Raw genomic sequence first — 18,539 nt, 5'->3', positions numbered from 1 at the left:
TGACGCACCGGGCGGTGACCGGCGCCGCTGGCCGATCGGCGCGGGCGAGCCATAGAGTGGCGCCATGCCCATCGAGCCTCCGGAGTGGATCGAGGTCGAGCTGACCAGTCACCGCAGCGCGGTCGGTCAGCGCTGGGTCGCGGCGGTGCTGGCGCTCGCCGGCGTCGTCGGCCTGGTGCTCAGCTTCTTCATGGAGCCCGAGTGGTGGGCGGTCATCTCCCTGGGCCTCGTGAGCCTGTTCATCGTGGTCATCGGCATCAGCCTCTGGTTCAACGCCGGGGCGAACGCGGCGGCGACGGTCGCGCTGCGTGAGTCGGGCACGCAGGCCGCTCTCCGGGTGCTGTCGGCGGAATTGGTCGCCGATGACGGCGTCATCTATCGCCTGCTGCTCCGTGTGCCCGTGGACGAACTCGTGGTCGTGCAGCACCAGTGCAGTCAGGGCCAATGCATCGACGCTGCCGGTGGGGCTCCGGGCGCCGAGGTGCCCGCGCTCCTCGACAGGGCGACGAAGTCGTGGGGCGTCATCCACGGCCGCCTCGACGGCTGAGATTCCCATCCCACTCACAGCCTCAACGACATATCGTTAGCTATCGCTACCTATATCGGGAGGTCATCATGAACAACGCATTCCCCTCAGGTCCGTTCGGTGGAGCGAATCCGGCATCCGCTCTCTTCGACGCCATGGAGCAGCTCCGCAAGTCCTTCGATCCGCGTCCCAGCGGCGGTTCGCGCATGGCGCGCGGCGACGTCCGCACCGCCGTCCTGTCGCTCCTCGCCGAGAAGCCCATGCACGGCTACCAGATCATCACCGAGATCGCCGAGCGCAGCGGCGGCAGCTGGAAGCCGAGTGCCGGTTCGGTCTACCCGACCCTGCAGCTCCTCGCCGACGAGGGTCTCATCACCGCCGAAGAGCAGAACGGCCGCAAGACCTACTCGCTGACGGATGCCGGAGCAGCGGTCGCCGCCGAGGCGACCGAGACCCCCGCCCCGTGGGAGGCCTCCGGTCCGCGCGATCACACGCGCTTCAGCGCACTGCCGAAGGCAGGCGTCGACCTCGCTGCCGCCGCAGCTCAGGTCGGCCGCACCGGCTCGCCCGAGCAGGTGCAGCAGGCCATCGACGTGCTCGATGAGGCTCGCCGTAGGCTGTACTCGATCCTCGCCCAGGACTGATCGGATGCCGGCGCGACAGCCGGCGGGAGGAACGAGATGACGGATGCCGAGCCCGGTCGCGCGCCCCGTTCGTTGAGCGAGGGAGCGCCGGCGCCCGAGACGAGACCTGTTCCGTCCCGCTCGTTGAGCGAGGAGCGCAGCGACGAGACGAAACGCGATTCTCCTGCGTCGAGTTCGGCTGACGGCGTTTCGTCTCGCTTCGCTCGCTCAACGACCGGGGATGGCGACGGCGTTTCGTCTCCCTCCGTTCGCTCAACGACCGGCGGCGCTGACGGCGTTTCGTCTCGCTCGACGGCCGATGCGGCGCGCGGTCCGGCCGACCAGGCGCGATACCGGCGCATCCTCGGCTTCGCGTCTCGCCAGTTGATCCAGCTGTGGTGGTTCGAGCTGTTCCTGCCCCGCATCGGCTTCGGCCGGATCTCCGACCGCACGCGCACGCACCGCCTGCAGATGCTGGCTCGACGGTTCCATGCGCTCGCGGTCGAGCTCGGCGGACTTATGATCAAGGTCGGGCAGTTCCTCTCGTCGCGCCTCGACGTGCTGCCGCCCGAGATCACCGATGAGCTCGCGGGTCTTCAAGACGAGGTGCCTGCCGTTCCTTTCGCGCAGATCAGGGAGATCGCCGAAGCCGAGCTCGGCGCCCCGCTGCAGCAGATCTACGCGTGGTTCGACGAGGTGCCCGTGGCCGCGGCATCCCTCGGCCAGGTGCATCGCGCCCGGCTCTCGGCCGCCGATGCCCTCGACACCGGGCTCGGCGAGGTCGTCGTCAAGGTGCAGCGCCCCGGCATCGACCGGGTGGTGGCGACCGATCTCGCCGCGCTCCGCCGTGTCGGCCGCTGGTTGAGCCGCGTGCGCGCGGTGTCGAGCCGCGTCGACGCCCCCGCGCTGGTCGAGGAGTTCGCGCACACCAGCCTCGAAGAGATCGACTATCTGCACGAGGCCGCGAGCGCCGAGCGGTTCGCCGCCGACTTCGCCGACGACGACAGCATCCGCACGCCCGCCGTCGTGTGGGCGCGCAGCACGCGCCGTGTGCTCACCCTGGAAGACGTCACCGCGATCAAGATCAACGACACCGACGCGCTGCGAGCTGCGGGCATCGACCCGGGACGCGTGGCCGACGCCTTCGCCCGCGCGATGTTCGACCAGGTGTTCGCCCACGGTTTCGTGCACGCCGATCCGCACCCGGGGAACGTGTTCGTCGAGCCGGTCGGCGTTTCGGCACGGTCGGCTTCGCCGTCCTCGCTCAACGACCGAGAGTTCCGACTCACCTTCATCGACTTCGGGATGATGGCCGAGGTGCCGGCATCCCTCCGCGGCGGCCTGCGCAGCCTCGTGATCGCCATCGCGACGCGCGACGGCCGAGCCATGATCGAGGCCGCCCGCACGATCGGCGTCCTCATGCCGACCACTGACACCGCCGACCTCGAACGGGCGCTCACGGCGCTGTTCGATCGATTCGGCGGCATGGGCTTCGGGCAGTTGAAAGACGTCGACCCGCGTGAGTTCCAAGACTTCGGCGACCAGTTCGGACACGTGATGCGCTCGCTGCCGTTCCAGCTGCCCGAGCGTCTGCTGCTGCTCATCCGCGCCGTCTCGCTGACGTCGGGCATGTGCAGCGCGCTCGACCCCGACTTCAACGTGTGGGACGCCGTCGAACCCTACGCCACCCAACTGCTCGGCGAGGAGAGCGCGGGGCTGGTGCAGGACATGGCCAAGCAGGCGGCCGCCAGCGCCGGCATCCTGTGGCGGATGCCGCAGCGCCTCGATTCGCTCCTCACCCGCGTCGACGCGGGTGAGGTCAGCTTCGACACCTCGCGGCTCGAGCACCGCCTCGACAGACTCGAGCACGTCGCGCGGCGCATCGCCTCCGGTGTGCTGTTCGCAGCGCTGCTCGTCGGCGGCGCGATCCTGCTGGCCCCCGCGCCGCCCCTCGGCATCGTGCTGATGGGCGTTTCGGTCCTGCCGCTGCTGCACGCCGTGTTCGCGCGACCGCCGCGCTGATCGCACCGCGCGGGTGGGCGACAGCATCCGTCCATCCGACGTTCATCTGCGACCACTACCTGTGGAACACGTGACTCTCCGTTCCTCTCTCTCGTGCGCGGCCGTCGTCGCCGCCGTCATGTCCCTCGCGGTCGCCGCTCCCTCGCAGGCCGCCGAGGCCCCGGCCGACCCGGGCGATTTCTACAGCAGCAAGCAGCCCTACGTCCCGCCGACAGATGCGGACATCGCCGCCTATCAGCAGGCACCCGCCGGATACGCGCCGCTCGCGACCGAGACCGTGGCGCGGCACGGCTCGCGTGGTCTGTCGGGCTACAAGTACGATCTGCTGCTGCACAGGCTCGCCGAGACCGCCCAGGCGGAGGGCGGGTTCCTCACGCCCGAGATCGGAACCGAGTTCCTCACGAACCTCGACGCGATCACCGCGGCCAACGTCGAGAACGGCTACGGCATGCTCACCGGTCAGGGCGAGACGCAGCACCAGGGCATCGGCGAGCGGGCCGCCGCCCGCAACGCGGCGCTCTTCGCGGATGCCGGCAATCGCATCGTCGCGGAGACCTCGGGTGAGCCGCGAGCGACGGAGTCGGGCGAGAACTTCCTCCTCGGACTCGGCGACGCGGGGCTCGCGCTCGAGCCGCGACCCGATCTGCTGTACTTCCACAAGGTCGAGAACCCCGACGGCACCGAGAAGGCGCCTGGCACTCCCGAACGCGAGGGCGCCGAGGCCTACGAGGCGTACATCGAGGCGCAGACCGACGACGGGGGCACGATCGCAGCAGCCACCGAGTTCATCGAGGAGCGCCCTGAGTCGGTGCGGGTGTCGGAGGAGCTGCTCTCGGGTATCTTCACCCCGGCGTTCATCGCGGCGATGGGAGCGGATGACGCGCACACCTGGTACGCGACAGTCGACGGCACGAAGGACGGTGCCCCCGCGTGCGCTCCCGGTGCCGACCCGGCCGCCGATCCCGACGCGTGCAGCGACCCGAAGAAGTCGATCAAGAGCGCTGTGGATGCCGCGATGACCCTCTACAACCTGTACATCATCGCCGCCGACATGGAGCAGGAGAACGTATCCCCACACGAGTTCGACTTCGCCCAGTACTTCGACGGGCGAGAGGCCGATGCCGAGTGGTTCGCCTATCTGCTCGACACCGAGGACTTCTACGAGAAGGGGCCGAGCCTCGCCGGACACGACGAGACCTACACGGTCGCCCAGCCCCTGCTGGACGACTTCTTCCGGGTGATCGACGACCGCGCTGCGGGCGGTGATGTGGCGGCGACGTTCCGCTTCGCGCATGCGGAGACGATCGTTCCGTTCGCGGCGCTCCTGAAGCTTCCGGGTTCGACCGTGCCCGCTCCCGACGTGGCGGCACCGGCATCCGTCTCGGATGTCTTCGACTACGCGTCGAATCCGTGGCGCGGGGCTCAGGTGACGCCGATGGCCGCGAACGTGCAGTGGGACGTGGTGTCCCGAACGGGCGTCGACCCCGCGACGGGCACCTCGTACACGCCGCTCGTGCGCATGCTCTACAACGAGCGCGAGATCGCCTTCGCCGACGGATGCCGTCCGGTCGCCGTGGGGTCGCATTGGGTCAAGGTCACCGAGCTCAAGCGCTGCCTCACCGGCGCCGCGATGGCCGAGAGCCCCCTGATCGGCGACACAGCGCCCGTCGACGACACGGTCCCGGGGCCGGAGCTCGCTGCGACGGGTGGCGGAGCGGATGCCGCGACCTGGGTTCTCGGCATCCTGCTGCTCGTGGTGGGCGCGGGGGCTGCGTCGCGGCGCCGCGCATTGCGCGACTGACTCCTTTTGCAATCTAAGGGTTGCATGTCGTGAGATGATGTGCAACTCTGGGATTGCAATCAGAGCGGTTGCATATGGAGAAGGAGGCATCATGGTGAACGAGATCTCGAACCCCGCAGCCGTCGTCGATGAGGAGACGTTCTCGGTGCGGCGGACCATCCGCATCGCCGCATCCATCGACAAGGTGTGGCGCGCCGTCGCCGAACCCGAGCATGTCTCACGGTGGTTCGGACACGTCGCCCTCGACGGCTCCGGAGCCGGCGCCACCGGCACGATGACCTTCCCCGACTACGGGGCGATTCCGTTGCGCGTCGAGGCTTTCGACGAGCCGAACCTCATCACGTACCGATGGGGCAACGACGATGCGCAGGGCGAGCGCCCCGATGCGCTCGATCCCGAGACGTCTACCGTCTTCACGTTCACGCTCGAGCCCGTCGACGGCGGAACCCAGCTCACGGTCGTCGAGTCGGGCTTCGAGCGCACCTCGGCTCCCCTCGCGAATCTCGAAAGCCACCGCACCGGATGGAACGAGGAGCTCGACAAGCTCGTCGCCCTGGTCGAGGGCGAAGCGTGACCACCGACACCCTGCTTCCCGTGTTCTCGGCGCTCGCCGACGAGACGCGATGGAGCATTCTGCAGGCGCTCGGAGAAGCGGATGCTTCGGCATCCGCTCTCGCGGGCCGCTTGCCGGTCAGCCGTCAGGCCATCGCCAAGCACCTCTCCGTGCTGCAGGAGGTCGGTCTGGTCGAGCCGATCCGGGTCGGGCGCGAGGTGCGCTTCCGGGTGATCGGCGCCGAGCTCTCCGCCACCGCCGCGAGGCTCGACGCGATCGGCCGCGAGTGGGATCGTCGTCTCGCCGCGATCAAGGAGATCGCAGAAGGGCTCTGAGGGTCGGCGACCAGCCGGATCGGCGGACTGGTGCCGTTCGTCGGCGTGCAGACGGCACCGCACTGCACATTCGTGCCGCTGACCGCAACCCACTGCTGTGCAGGGCGATGCCCCTCTAACCTCGGCGAGACGAGTTGTCGACGGTGAGGAGGGATTCGTGTCCCGCAATGTGAGGGTGCTTCATTGCACACCTGAAGACGTGTTCGACGTGCTGGGCGACGGCTGGCTTTATCCGTCTTGGGTCGTGGGGGCCTCGCGTATGCGCGACGTCGACGCGTCGTGGCCGGCACCCGGGGCGGAGCTGCATCACTCGTTCGGTGTCTGGCCCGCCCTGATCGACGACAAGACCGTGGTGGAGGAGTACGACCCGCCGCGCCGCATGGTCATGCGTGCTCGCGGCTGGCCGGTCGGAGAGGCGAGGGTCTTCCTCGAGGTGAAGGAGCGCGGAGGCGACTGCGTCGTGCGCATCCGCGAAGAAGCGGTCGCCGGGCCCGGGCGGTTCGTTCCGCGTGCCCTGATGGACATGTTGCTGCACTGGCGCAACGACGAGACCCTGCACCGGCTCGCGTACCTTTCCGAGGGGCGTGCGGCGCCCTCGGAGTACATCGTGTCGCGCAGGTCGCGTTTCGGTGCGCGGGTCGTCGAGACCGCGGCCGGTCCCGAAGGGGCGTCCGAACTGAGGTGAGTTCGTGCTCGCTCGGTTCAGAGCCGATCCGGCCACGAGCGCAACGCGAGACGCAGTTGAGGAGCAGGAAGGGGACGGAGGGGGAGCCTCCGTCCCGGCCGACCTGGGTGGTGTCGGCGACGTGGGCCGGGGATACAGCCACGCGCCTCGCTGAGCGAGGTCACAGAACGTGACGCCCCACGCGTCCTGATCTGTCGATCGCGCGTGCTGAACGATGCGTGGAGATATCGCCGTCGACGTCAGCACGCGAGACGCGAGAGGCGCAGTTCACGATATGCCGTCATAAAAGCGCACCTCGCTCGTCTCATTAGAGGGGTGGTGTCCGATCACCGCTCCGCACCCGACTGCTTACCTATCTGGGGATGGAAAGTGCGCAACTTCAAATTCTCCGCGCCTGCGAGCGCGGCAACGATCACCTTCGCGGTATTACTGTCCGTCGCCGCGGCGGCTCCTGCTCACGCGGTGACGACGGCCGTCACCGACTGGACCACGTTGGACCAGTCCTTCGAGAACGCGGTCGACGGCGACGTGGTGATGCTCGACGCAGACATCGACGCCTCGGGAACGGCGGACTATCTCGGTGTCCCAGCGGGCGCGGGCATCACGCTCGACCTGAACGGTCACTCGCTGAAGCTGGCGCCCACGACGGGTCCGGGCATCCACGTCGGCAGCACGTCGTCGCTCACGATCGATGACTCGGTCGGGACCGGCCGACTCGAGGCGATCGGCAGCGCCAACCCGGCCGATCCGTGGCCGTATTTCCCTGGCATCGGTACGGACACGACCGATCTCACGGCCGGCGCCGTGACCATCAAGGGTGGCGCGATCACCGCTCAAGGCGGGATGTACGCGGCCGGCATCGGCGGTTCGCGCTTCGCTGGTGGGGGATCGGTCACCATGACGGGCGGTTCGCTCGTCGCGCAGAGCGGGTCGTTGGCCGCTTCCGTGGGCTCGGGGTACCTGGTCTTCAATCCGCTCTATCGAGGTTCGGTCACGGTGATCGGTCCCGAGGACGCCACCGGACTTCCGACTGTCGCGGGCCGCGGAGGCCCGGACAACGAAGTGGCACCTGTGTCTTACACGGATCCGACCTCTGGAGTGCTGGTGACGGGAGACGCAACCGGCAGCATCCCGGATCAAGGCCGGCTGACGCTCGCGTTCCACTACCGAGTGACGTTCGCTTTCGCCGACGGAGTCACGAGCGACTCGACGCAGATCGTCGACTGGGGGCACGCCGCATCCGTGCCGGCTGACCCCGTGCGCCCGGGGTACACCTTTGCCGGGTGGGCATCGTCTGTCGCCGGAACCTCGCCGGGTGACCCGACGATCGCCCCGGTGACATTCACCGCCCAGTGGAACAGCGTCGCGCTCGACGCTCCGGAGATCACGACCCTGTCACTCCCGGATGGAGTCGTCACCGACGCGTACAGTGTGCCCGTCAACGCGATCGGAACCGGCCCCATCACCTTCCAGGTGAGCGCCGGCACACTGCCCGCAGGACTGGTCCTCGATCCTGCCACAGGTGTCGTGAGCGGGACCCCGACGACTGCGGGGACGTTCGCGTTCACGGTCTCGGCGTCGAACGCGGGCGGTTCGGATGAGCAGGAGTACACCGTGGTGATCCGGGAGCGGCCGATCATCACGACCATGTCTCTGCCCGATGGAACGATTGCAGCGCCGTACCGCGAGACGATCGCGGCGACCGGCACCGGCCCGATCACGTTCGCCGTCACGGCCGGGTCGCTGCCGCCGGGGCTGAGCCTTGATCCGACGACAGGTGTCATTTCAGGCACGCCCACGCAGAACGGGTCCTTCCCGTTCACCGTGACCGCATCGAACGCCGTCGGTGACGATACTCACGAATACACCATCGCCATTGCTGCGCGATCGGTACCGGCGACTTCGACGGATTCCACGGGCACTTCGGTGCGCACACCCTCGGATGGCAACTTGGCGTGGACCGGCGCAGAGACGCCTCTGCCTTGGATGATCGGCGGAGGTTTGTTGATTCTTCTCGGAGCCTCGACGATCCTGTGGGCGCGTCTGCGTCGCCGATTCGCCTGAGCGCGTGAACGATCGTGGGCCCATCCGGATCTCGGATGGGCCCACGTATCGCTGAAGCAGCTGGTCCCGGGGTGAGGGTTCAGCCCGGGGACGTGGGGACGATGGGAACAGTCACGAACACTTCGGTCGAAAGCGACGACGGCTTCGAACTCGTCGCTCTCGCTGCCGAAGGAGATCGAGCGGCGGCGGGCGCCTACTTCCAGAAGAACCAGCGGTTGCTCATGGCTATGGCCCACCGCATCAGTGGTGGCGTTCTCGATCCTGACGACCTTCTGAGCGAAGCGATGATCACGGTCTTGACGAAGTGGTCACAAGGGACGGGCCCCGAACGCTATGCGAACGCGTACGTGATCCAGACGATGCGGAATCGGGTGAAGGACGAGTTGAGATCTCCACGGTCGCGGGTGGGAGAGATCACCGAGACCAATGCGCCGCTGCATGACGACAGCACGGAGCAGCACTCTGCGGACATGCACCGCGAATACGCGATCGTGCGCAGAGCGCTCGGCCTGCTTCCTGAGGACCAACGAGCGGTCCTCGTAGCCACCGTCTTGGAAGGGCGCAAGCCCGCAGACCTCGAGGAAGAGTTGGGGCGTCCGGCGTCTGCGATCTATTCGCTGTCGCGACGAGCGCGTCTGAACCTTCGGCGCGCGACGCTGCGAGTGGTCCTGGAAGACGGAGCGCCGCAGAAATGTCGCGCCGCGTCCGCCGAACTGCCAGAGAAGGTAGCCGCGTCGCCCGAGGACTCGGGTGAATCCCACGGCATGCACCATATCCGTACGTGCGCGCGCTGCCGCGGGGCGTGGTCACGCTTCGCGGCGATATCCCTCTCTCTCGGGGTCGTCACCCTCCTCGCCGTCAGCGGCGTGCTGTTCCCCTCGGGGAGCGCGGAGGCTGCAGAGACGCATTCTCCGTCTGCGCATGGGCGCCATGCGACGGTGCGCAGCGTGCGTCGGATAGGGGGTCGAGTCGGGTCGTGGGCCGTCACCCCGACGCGGGTCGGTGTGACGGCCCTTGCGGTCGGCATCGCCATAGTCGTGGGATCGATCGCGCCGGCACTCATGCCGCCCCCTCCGGATGCGGCGTTCGACGTCACGGCGACGGCGGTCGGTGAGCGCGTCGTTCTGAATGTCGGCATCCTGATCGACCGACCGTGGACCGTAGAGCGCATGGTCATCTCCCTGCCTTCGGGCCTGTTCGTCGACGAGGCTCCGCCGGGATGGGATTGCACGCCGATCGAGCTGAGCGAGACCCAGTGCGTCGTCGACGGTCCGAGCCCTCTTGGAGGAGACTTCGTCATCGATGGTCCGGGGCTCCTACTTCGCGGCGCCGCGTACCGGGTGGATCTTGTCGCGCATGCCGACGGACGCACACTCACCGCATTCGAAAGCGGACCGCTCGAACAGTGACGCCGTCATCACAGGGCGAGAACCACCTGACTGCGGCGGGTCCGGGGAGGGAAGCCCGCCGCAGCCAGGTTCTTGCTTGCGGAATTGAGGTGAGGTGGGGATCTACACCGCCCGCCTGCGACACGGACCCCCGATCCGTGAGACGCGCCTGACAAGCCCGGCAATAAGGAAGACGAGAGTCAGCCCGATATCTGACGCGAACGGCTCGCCGAGTCGAAGTCGCAGCCGTGTTCGCGTAATGAACGCGCAGCGGCGGCGTCTCTCTAATCATGACCATCCTTCCTTTGTTCCGCGTACTCACCGCGCTGCTCATCCCGCTGGGCCAGATCGGTCTATGGGTGGCGATGGTCGGCGCGATCGCCCTCGCGATCGCGCTGGCGGTCGATGCTGCGGGGCTCGTCGGCGGTGGGGGCGTGCTGTGGCTGACCGGTGCGATGCTGAGCCTGGGGCTGTGGTACTCGGGTGATCTGTTGGCGCCGGTCGCGGTGGCGGTCGCCCTCGTCGTTGCTGTCGCTGCGGGCCTGGCTTGCCGACGGCTGCTCAGGCGACGCCCTGGTGCGGTCCGGAATCCTGTCGTGCGGCGGGGGGCCGAGTCGGCTCGGCCGTCGGTGCGGACGCGTAAGGTCGCGCTTCCCGACGTCGAGCTGGCCTCGTTGGGTGCACCATCCGACGCGCGGGCCTGAGCCGCGCGCATCGATGGAGACGCGGCCGCGATCGGCGAGATCGACTCACACAGCTGAAACGACGTTCCTGCCCGCCCGTATGAACTCCCTTGCCACCTTCTCTCTGATCTGCGGAATAGCCGGGCTGTGTCTGGTGCCGGTGCTGGGCCCGGTTGCCGCCCTGGGGGCGGGGTACACCGCACGGAGGCAGATCGCCGCCCACCGCCAGCACGGACGCAGGCGGGCGACAGCCGGAATCGCGCTCGGCTGGATAGGACTCGTCATCGCATGCATCGTCATCATCCTGTTCGTCATCTGGCGCTGACGGGCAGCGGTTCGCCAGGGTGCGAGCGCCGGTTGTCCATGAGATGACTCCACAAGATCGAGGTGAGATGAACGCAGGCAGGTACGTCGTCATTCATCCGCGTGCGTTGGAGGTATTTCGTCGACGGGCCGGAAAGTCTGTGGCGCAAGTGCTGATCGACGCCGGGATCGATGCGCCGGAGTTCCGTGAGCGGATCCGCGGAGAAGGCTTCGGACTGAGTGACGTCGCCCGCCTCGCGCAGGCACTCGACACGACACCCCGCGAGCTCACGACGACCAGTACAGTCCTCGCCGCCGCCGAACGCCTTCGGCGCCCTCGCGTCGCACCGTAGCCCGTACACGTTCGTCGAGCGTTCGCGCATTGCATGGAAGGTGGGAGACATGAAGCGAAGTGTCACGGTCATCGGCGCGGGAGTCGTCGGCCTGTCGATCGCCCACGAGCTCGCTGGTGCAGGTCATGCGGTCACCGTGTGCAGCGATCAGCCGTGGGAGCAGACCTGCTCCGCGACAGCCGGCGCGATCTGGTTCCCGTTCGAAGTCGATGGCGGAGCAGACACCGAGGTGATGCTTCGGTCGACGCTGGAACGGTTCGAGTCCATCCACGACCAGCACGTGGACGCAGGCGTGGATTTCCGTCGGGGTACGGTGGTCGAGCGCTCGACCGTGGTTGACCGGGAGTGGACGCGGGTGGTCCCCGGCTGGAAGAAGACGACGCTCGTCCCGCCGGGCACGACCGGGGTCCGCGCTACCGTTCCGGTGATCACGATGAGCGTCTACCTGCCGTGGCTGCGCGCGGCGACGGAGGCGCGGGGTGTGCGTTTCGAGTCGCGCACGATCCACAGCGTCGACGAGGCGGAAGTCGCGGATGAGCTCGTCGTGATCGCTGCCGGGTTGCGCAGCACGCGACTCATCGACGACGAGTCCCCGGTCGATCCGGTGCGAGGGCAGGTCGTTCGGATCGACAACACTGGGCCTGACAGCGTGCAGGAGTGGTTGCTCGACGAGCACAATCCGGCTGGTCTGACATATGTGATCCCCCGCCGGGACTGTCTGGTGCTCGGGGGCACTGCCGAGGCCGGAGAAACCGATCTCACGCCCGACGCCGCCGTCGAGCGCGGGATCATCGATCGCTGCGCCGACTACTTCCCGCAGATCAGAGGTCGAGAAGTGGTGTCGCGAGGTGTCGGGCTCCGGCCGCGTCGTCCCGTCATCCGGATCGATGCGACGACTGTCGATGGCCGCCGCGTGATCAGCGCCTACGGGCATGGTGGCGCCGGGGTCACCCTCTCCTGGGGTACCGCTGAGCAGGTCTTGACGCTCGTCTGATTGCGGGGTCGATGAACCTCGCTCAAAGAGCCGGTGCCGCGGTGAGCGCCGGGCTCACCGCGGTGGTCCTCACTCGACGGACCCCGTGAGCAGATCGACAAGAGCGTCGCTGTGGGTCAGCTGCGGATGGTGTCCAGCCCCTGCCACGGAGACCAGCTCGACGTTCTGACGTGATGCGAGCTGTGCGAACGCAGCGGTGGACAGGGGATCGTCGCTTCCCGTGATGATGCGGATCGGGCCGCGGAATCGCTCGAGCGCTTCCCGCAGCTGGGCTCGCCACTGCGTGGAGCCGGCGCGCGCGAGATGCTCGGCCGCCCTCGTGGCGGTGCGTCGCTGGAGGTCGCCGACGCTGGATTCGAGGGCGGCCGCGCTCGCTTCTGATCCGGTCAGTCGGCGTGACAACCGTGCCGGGTCGGTGTGCCTCAAGTAGGTGCGCACGAGCGGCCGCAGTCCCGCCGAGGCTCCCGCCGGGGCCTGCAGGAAGAACGGTGCGATCAGCGTGAGGGATCTGACCTGCGTCGGGAGCCGATCGGCCGCGACCACTGCCGCGGCCGCCCCGATGGAGTGGCCGATCAGGTCGACAGGCCCGTCGCCCAGCACGGCAGGCAGCCACTGCTCCCAGTCGTGAACGCCTGTTCCGCCGCTGAGGCCGAGTCCGGGAAGGTCGACGGCTCGCGCACGGATGCCCGACGCCACCTCGGCCCAGGTGTCGGCGTTGACCGGCAGGCCGGGAAAGATCACTCGGCTCGATCCGGAGGCGCCGAGTTCGAAAGTCCTCAGACCGCCGACGTCGACGAATCGACGTCCGTCAGTCGTGTCGGCGCCGAATCGGTGCGCGGCCAGGTGGTCGACCCACCGTTCGAGAGACACCCGCACATCGGGCATCCGGATGCCGTGTCTGGAGGCCAGCTCGACGGCGGAGTCTGTCGGATAGCGATCGGCCGACATGAAGGTGAGCGTCTCCGGATCGGCCTTGGTGATCCACTGCGGGAGCCGCTTGATGACACCGACCGGCATCCGCACCCGCGGAACCCTGGCGCCGAGATGCCGGCCGACGTGCGTGAGAAGGTCGGCCAGCGGCGGCGTGGCGTCGTCGAGGATCCAGTAGGCCTTGCCCGCGGCATCCGGATCGATCGCCGCTGCCGACATGAAGGCCGCCAGATAGTCGACAGTCACGACCGGGAGGAACGTCGTCTCATCTCCGGGCAGGGCGGCCGCAGTGCCGTTCCACATCTGCTCGATCGTGGTGGCCAGCCCGATGTGCTGGTCGGATTCCCCGGTGACGCTGTCGCCGATCACGCTGGACGGATTCACGATGGTCCAGGGGATGCCGCGCTCGAAGGCGCGGGCCTGGAAGATGGCGTCGGATTCCATCTTGGACGCTTCGTAGGCGCCGAGTTCCTTGTAGAGCGCGGTGCGGTGGTCATGTGACCAGGGAACGGTCGCGGGGTCCTGCCCGCCGACCCGGTAACCCGACACGTGGACGACGCGCTGCAGATGGGGGAGGCCCTCGGCGAAGTCCATGACCTTCTCGACGATGCCGACGTTCGCGGTGCGCGCCTCCTGGGCGTTCATCCCGAACCGGTAGGACCCGGCGCAGTTGTGGATCTCGGTGACGGAAGAGAGCGCGGCCGGACCACCGGCGATGATCTCGGGAGCGTCGAAGTCGACGATCGTCGTGCGGATACTCCGACTCAGGCCGTGCTCTGTGAGCCATCGCTCGACACGAGCCCCCGACGCGGCGGTCCGGACTGCGACCGTGACGTCTGCGCCGGCCTCGGCAAGAGTCAGGACGAGGTGTCGGCCGACGAGCCCGGAGGCCCCGAAGACCAGGGCGTGCCGGGAGGCTTCGTGCGACGTCATCGCGTCTTCTCCGCGGTCTGGCAGCGCTGGTCGATGAGCTCGGCCACGACGTCGGCGGCGGAGAGCAGGGGCTGGGTGCTCTTCATGGCCCGGGAGACGATCACAGCTCCCTCGATCATCGACACGACGACGGTCGCCAGAGAGCGGGCCTCTGCCGCCTCCAGGCCGTTGGCTTCGAGAAGAGCGGTGGTCGGCGTGATCCACGACTCGAACGCGGTCGCGCACGCCTGCCGCAGTCGCTCGCTCTCTGCGCCCATTTCGAGGGTGACGACGGAGACCGGGCAGCCCAGCCGGAAGTCGCTCTCGCCGACGATGGTCGCCAGCGCCTCGACAGCAGCGCGGGCGGCCCCGGCCGCGCTTCCTGCCGATGCTGCCGCCTCGGCGATCAGCGCCTCGAACTGCTTCGCGGCGAGGTCGACGGCGGCGACTCCCAGTCCCTCTTTCCCCTCGGGGAAGTGGAAGTAGATCGACCCCTTCGGCGCGCCAGCGTGTTCGATCACGGCGTTCAGGCCCGTGCCGCTGTAGCCGCTGGTCTGGATGAGCTCGAGCATGGACTCAGCGAGCCGTGCCTTGGTCAGGTCTCCTTTGGATGCCATAGCTCAATAATAGACCGGTCTATATATTTTGCAAATCGACCGGAGAGCGGGCGTGGGTCAGTCCTCGCTGCGCGCCGTCCGTCACGAATCAGGCCGCTCGGCGGTCCTCCTCATAGGGGTACGCCTGTCCCCGATATGGAGCAAAGAGATCAGGAGTGCCAGACATGCACGACCACAATTCCATCTACGACAACCTCGAGCCAGCCCAGCGACCGGCAGTTCACGTCCTGTCATCGGTCGACCTCGCAGCGATCGACGGTGCACGTGACGCGATGACGATCCACGTCACCCTGCCCCCGGCGAGCCCGGGAACGAGGCCGCACCGCCATTCGGGTCCGGCGTTCGGCTATGTGCTCGAAGGCGAACTGCTCTTCGAGCTGGAGGGTGAAGCCCCGCGGGTCGTGAAAGCAGGGGAGACCTTCTGGGAGCCGGGCGGAGACGTGATCCACTACCAGGACGCCAACAACCTCGCTGACGAGTCCACCACCTTCGTGGTCACCATGCTGTGCGTCCCGGGCGAGCCCATGCTCACTCTCGTTTCGGAGCAGGAGCTGAGCAGCCGAAGCTCCCGCCGCGTGCCCGCATCGTCGTGACTTCGTCGGCCGTCTGAAAGTCCGGCCGTCGAATGAGACCCGCCGTCCGCCATCTCCGGCGCCGCGGTGGGTCTCATCAGCGTCGACTGCGATGAGACGTCCGGTCGGCGTCACGTCCTCGTGCCGTGTGGTTCAGGCTTCTTCCAGTGGCGGAAGTGACGCGGTAGGTGACATCCCGTCGTCTTTCCTCGTGCCTGCCGATGAGATTCGATCGCCGAGCAGGCGCACCGCCAACCAGCCGCGAAGTCGCTCGGCTCGTCGTAGCCGTCCATCTTCATCGGGGCGTGCCTCGACGGCCTGCGCCGGCTTGTGGGCGGCGAGCCTCCATCTCTCATACTCGTCGAGCGGTTGATGCACCTCTATGTACTCTCCACCGGGCATTCGGACGATGCGCCCTGTCTCGTATCCGTGCAGCACGAGGTCGCGGTCCTTGCGCTGCAGCGCGATGCAGACGCGCTGGGTGACGAAGAAGGCTGCCAGAGGTCCGACGAGAAGCGCCACCTGCAGCGTGAGGATCACCGTCTCGAACGACACGTGGAAGAGGAGCGCGATGATGTCGGCGCTGCCTGCTGTCCAGAGGATGCCGTAGAAGATCACGCCGGCGACTCCGATCGACGTGCGGATGGTCGTGTTGCGGGGGCGGTCGAGGATGTGATGATCCACGCTGTCGTGCATGATCCACCCCTCGAGGAACGGGTAGAGGGCGACAACGACGAGGAACGCGCCGACGACCGTCAACGGAACAAGCACAGCGAGTGTCCACGTGCGGTCGAGGAACTCGAACTCCCAGCCGGGGGGTACCAGACGCAGCGCACCGTCAAGGAACCCGGTGTACCAGTCCGGCTGACTTCCTGCGGATGCGTTGCCAGGATCGGCCGGGCCGTAGTTCCATATCGGATTCACGGTGACGAGGGTCGACATGAGAACCAGAAGACCGACGACGACGGCGAACAGTCCTCCTGCCCGTACAGCGGCGTGAGGGAGCAGCGGAATGCCGACGATGTTGTTCTCCTCCCGACCGCCGGCGGCGAACTGGGGAGGCTTGTTCTTGTAGGCGGATCGAGCGCGACCGGCGATGAGCACGAGCATTCCGACAGGGACCACGAGGATGTGAACCAGGTAGAGATTCTCGATGATCCTTCCCGGGAACTCGCCTCCGAAGAGGGCCGTCGACAGCCAGGTTCCGATCACGGGGATGCCGAGGGTGATGCCCTCCACGATGCGGAGCCCCGATCCGGAGAGCATGTCGTCAGGGAGTGCGTATCCGCTCCACCCGCCGGCGAGCACGACGATGAGCAGGAGGAAAAGCATCAGCCAGCTGCCTCGTCGTGGACGGCGGAATCCACCGGTGAAGTACATGACCAGCAATTGGATCAGGACAGATGCGGGAACCATCAAGGCGGCCCAGTGATGGAGCTGCCGAAGAAGCAGTCCGCCGGGCACCTCGAACGACACCCGCATGACGGAATCGAAGGCCCGCGAGACCGTGACGCCGCCTAAGGGCACGTGCGGGCCGCGGTACACGACAGCCTCGCTGGACGGCACGTAGACGACCATGAGCACGACGCCGGTGACGAAGAGCACCGCGACGCCGGCGATCGTGATGACGCCGAAGAGGTTCGTCCAGTGCAGCGGGATGGAGCGCCCACGCAGTTCTTGCCGCACGGACGCCACCGCAGCACCCATGCGGGTACTGCGGAGACGATCCGACACGCGATCCGTGAACGATCCCGTGCGGCGTCGATCAACTGGCATGCCGTGCCTCGTCAGGTACACGATCCGAAAGGCGGATGATCGGCGGAACGGCCTCGAGGAATGCTGCCCGAGGCTGCTGAACCGATTGGAGAGAGACGATGTCACGGCCGAAGAGGAACGCGACGACCCACAGCGCCAGCACACGGGACTTGCGCTCCCACGTAGGAACAGCAAGAACGTGATAGCCGCGGTGCATCAGCCACGCCAGGAGTCCCTTGATGACGATGCCCTTGTACTGGAAGACGCCGTGTCCGAGACCGAGGGTAGCGACGACGCCCAGGCTGTGGTGCGCATACTCGCGGGGCAGCTCTCCCCGGAGGGCCGCGGCGATGTTCTTGGCGAGCAGGCGACCCTGCCGGACGGCATGCTGCGCGTTCGGTACCGTGCGCGCTCCCGCGATCGGCGAGGTCAGGTCGGGGATGGCCGCGTTGTCGCCGGCGGCCCACGCGTCTTCGACGATCCTGTCGGCGGTGCCGATCCGGAGATCCGGTCGGGTGATCAGAAGTCCCCGGGCGTCGATCGGCAGGTCCGTGTGCGAGGCGACGACCGGGTTCGACGCGTTGCCGGCAGCCCAGACCAAGATGTTCGAGGCGTACCGCTCACCGGTGGACAGCCTCACCTCGCCACCGGTGGCCGACACGAGCTGAGTGTTGAGATGCACGATCCCACCGCGCTGCGTCAGATGCTCGACGACCCACCGGCCGGGCTCGTCCGTCACCTCGGGAAGGATCCGCTCGTTGGCTTCGACCAGATGGAAGCTCAGCTCAGAGAAGCGGAGTTCTGGATAGGACTTCAGCAGCGACGACGCGAGAGCCAGCATCTCGCCGAAAGCCTCCACCCCGGAGAATCCGCCGCCGACGACCGTAGCCGTGAGGAGTCGCCGGCGCTCGGGCCCAGGAGGGAGAGCCGCTGCTGCTTCGAACGCGGTCAGCAACTGGTCGCGCACTGCGACGGCTTCCTCGACGGTCTTCAATCCGATGGCATGCTCCGAGATGCCGTCGATCGGGAAGACCCGGGACACGGCCCCCGCTGTCACCACGATGATGTCGTAGTCCCGCCTCTGTGAGGAGCCATCCGGCATCTCGACGAGCACGTGCTTCTCGGCGTGCGAGATCGACGTGACACGGCCCGGAATCACTGTGGTCCGCCTCAGATGGCTGCGTAGAGAGACGGCGACGTGCCGCGCTTCGACAGATCCTGCCACCACCTCGGGAAGGAACGGCTGATAGGTCATATACGGCCGCGGCTCGACGAGAGTGATGCGAGCCTGCTTGTCGCGAAGCCGCTTCTCCAGGTTCCACGCCGTATAGAAACCGGCGTAACCGCCACCGACGATGAGGATGTTCTTCATCAGTTCCGTCTCCATTCCCTCACCAATAAGACCCCGTAGCGGTGTGGATTG

Annotated in this window: 18 protein-coding genes; 14 read left to right on the top strand and 4 right to left on the bottom strand. The window is 67.4% G+C overall.

Translation table 11 applies throughout. The features are described from left to right. Positions 1-64: 64 nt before the first annotated feature. The 13 genes from ACI3KT_RS06080 to ACI3KT_RS06020 all read left to right on the top strand — a co-directional run bounded on the left by ACI3KT_RS06080 (position 65) and on the right by ACI3KT_RS06020 (position 12,330). A complete protein-coding gene (locus tag ACI3KT_RS06080) occupies positions 65-547 on the top strand; it encodes a hypothetical protein (protein WP_404903094.1) in 483 nt (160 codons plus the stop codon). 68 nt (positions 548-615) lie between these two features. Beyond that, positions 616-1,170 (top strand): PadR family transcriptional regulator, encoded by a 555-nt coding sequence (locus ACI3KT_RS06075; RefSeq protein ID WP_307293732.1) that lies wholly within the window; start codon positions 616-618, stop codon positions 1,168-1,170. Positions 1,171-1,509: 339 nt separating this feature from the next. Next, complete coding sequence (locus ACI3KT_RS06070; RefSeq protein ID WP_404903326.1) at positions 1,510-3,171, top strand: ABC1 kinase family protein; 1,662 nt, start codon at positions 1,510-1,512, stop codon at positions 3,169-3,171. Between the two features lie 70 nt (positions 3,172-3,241). Then, positions 3,242-4,972 carry a histidine-type phosphatase gene (locus ACI3KT_RS06065; RefSeq protein ID WP_404903092.1) on the top strand — a complete coding sequence of 577 codons (1,731 nt, stop codon included), beginning with the start codon at positions 3,242-3,244 and terminating at the stop codon, positions 4,970-4,972. A 91-nt stretch (positions 4,973-5,063) separates the two neighbouring features. Further along, positions 5,064-5,546, top strand: a complete 483-nt coding sequence (locus tag ACI3KT_RS06060) for an SRPBCC family protein (protein ID WP_404903091.1) — start codon at positions 5,064-5,066, stop codon at positions 5,544-5,546. Continuing rightward, the gene (locus ACI3KT_RS06055; RefSeq protein ID WP_404903090.1) at positions 5,543-5,860 is read left to right on the top strand and encodes an ArsR/SmtB family transcription factor; all 318 of its coding nucleotides are present in this window, start codon (positions 5,543-5,545) and stop codon (positions 5,858-5,860) included. The genes ACI3KT_RS06060 and ACI3KT_RS06055 overlap by 4 nt, the downstream gene beginning before the upstream one ends. Before the next feature lie 157 nt (positions 5,861-6,017). Next, complete coding sequence (locus ACI3KT_RS06050) at positions 6,018-6,545, top strand: SRPBCC family protein (RefSeq protein WP_404903088.1); 528 nt, start codon at positions 6,018-6,020, stop codon at positions 6,543-6,545. A gap of 369 nt (positions 6,546-6,914) precedes the next feature. Further along, positions 6,915-8,609: a putative Ig domain-containing protein gene (locus ACI3KT_RS06045; protein WP_404903087.1), complete on the top strand. Its 1,695-nt coding sequence runs from the start codon at positions 6,915-6,917 to the stop codon at positions 8,607-8,609. 101 nt (positions 8,610-8,710) lie between these two features. Then, a complete protein-coding gene (locus tag ACI3KT_RS06040) occupies positions 8,711-10,018 on the top strand; it encodes an RNA polymerase sigma factor (RefSeq protein ID WP_404903085.1) in 1,308 nt (435 codons plus the stop codon). Positions 10,019-10,287: 269 nt separating this feature from the next. After that, positions 10,288-10,701, top strand: coding sequence for a hypothetical protein (locus ACI3KT_RS06035; RefSeq protein ID WP_404903083.1), 414 nt, complete (start codon positions 10,288-10,290; stop codon positions 10,699-10,701). Between the two features lie 79 nt (positions 10,702-10,780). Beyond that, positions 10,781-11,005 carry a DUF4190 domain-containing protein gene (locus tag ACI3KT_RS06030; RefSeq protein WP_307293770.1) on the top strand — a complete coding sequence of 75 codons (225 nt, stop codon included), beginning with the start codon at positions 10,781-10,783 and terminating at the stop codon, positions 11,003-11,005. Between the two features lie 139 nt (positions 11,006-11,144). Then, complete coding sequence (locus ACI3KT_RS06025) at positions 11,145-11,336, top strand: hypothetical protein (RefSeq protein WP_307293772.1); 192 nt, start codon at positions 11,145-11,147, stop codon at positions 11,334-11,336. A 49-nt stretch (positions 11,337-11,385) separates the two neighbouring features. Further along, a complete protein-coding gene (locus ACI3KT_RS06020) occupies positions 11,386-12,330 on the top strand; it encodes an FAD-dependent oxidoreductase (protein WP_404903082.1) in 945 nt (314 codons plus the stop codon). A gap of 69 nt (positions 12,331-12,399) precedes the next feature. On the opposite strand, the gene ACI3KT_RS06015 is transcribed toward ACI3KT_RS06020, so the two are convergent. Continuing rightward, a complete protein-coding gene (locus tag ACI3KT_RS06015) occupies positions 12,400-14,193 on the bottom strand; it encodes an alpha/beta fold hydrolase (protein WP_404903080.1) in 1,794 nt (597 codons plus the stop codon). Then, entirely contained in the window at positions 14,190-14,789 is a 600-nt protein-coding gene (locus tag ACI3KT_RS06010) for a TetR/AcrR family transcriptional regulator (protein WP_404903078.1), read from the bottom strand. The genes ACI3KT_RS06015 and ACI3KT_RS06010 overlap by 4 nt, the downstream gene beginning before the upstream one ends. Positions 14,790-14,953: 164 nt before the next feature. Here ACI3KT_RS06010 and ACI3KT_RS06005 point away from each other — a divergent pair, with 164 nt between their 5' ends. Next, the gene (locus ACI3KT_RS06005) at positions 14,954-15,382 is read left to right on the top strand and encodes a cupin domain-containing protein (RefSeq protein WP_404903076.1); all 429 of its coding nucleotides are present in this window, start codon (positions 14,954-14,956) and stop codon (positions 15,380-15,382) included. 132 nt (positions 15,383-15,514) lie between these two features. Here the strand turns inward: ACI3KT_RS06005 and ACI3KT_RS06000 are convergent, their stop codons facing one another. Both ACI3KT_RS06000 and ACI3KT_RS05995 read right to left on the bottom strand, forming a co-directional pair. Continuing rightward, positions 15,515-17,095 (bottom strand): cytochrome bc complex cytochrome b subunit, encoded by a 1,581-nt coding sequence (locus tag ACI3KT_RS06000; protein WP_404903074.1) that lies wholly within the window; start codon positions 17,093-17,095, stop codon positions 15,515-15,517. 31 nt (positions 17,096-17,126) lie between these two features. After that, positions 17,127-18,488, bottom strand: coding sequence for an NAD(P)/FAD-dependent oxidoreductase (locus tag ACI3KT_RS05995; protein ID WP_307293792.1), 1,362 nt, complete (start codon positions 18,486-18,488; stop codon positions 17,127-17,129). Positions 18,489-18,539: the final 51 nt, after the last annotated feature.

This window comes from Microbacterium sp. ZW T6_19 (assembly GCF_044987465.1).
GTDB lineage: Bacteria > Actinomycetota > Actinomycetes > Actinomycetales > Microbacteriaceae > Microbacterium > Microbacterium natoriense_A.
Note: the sequence above shows the minus strand (reverse complement) of the source record. Positions and strands in the feature narration are given on the sequence as shown.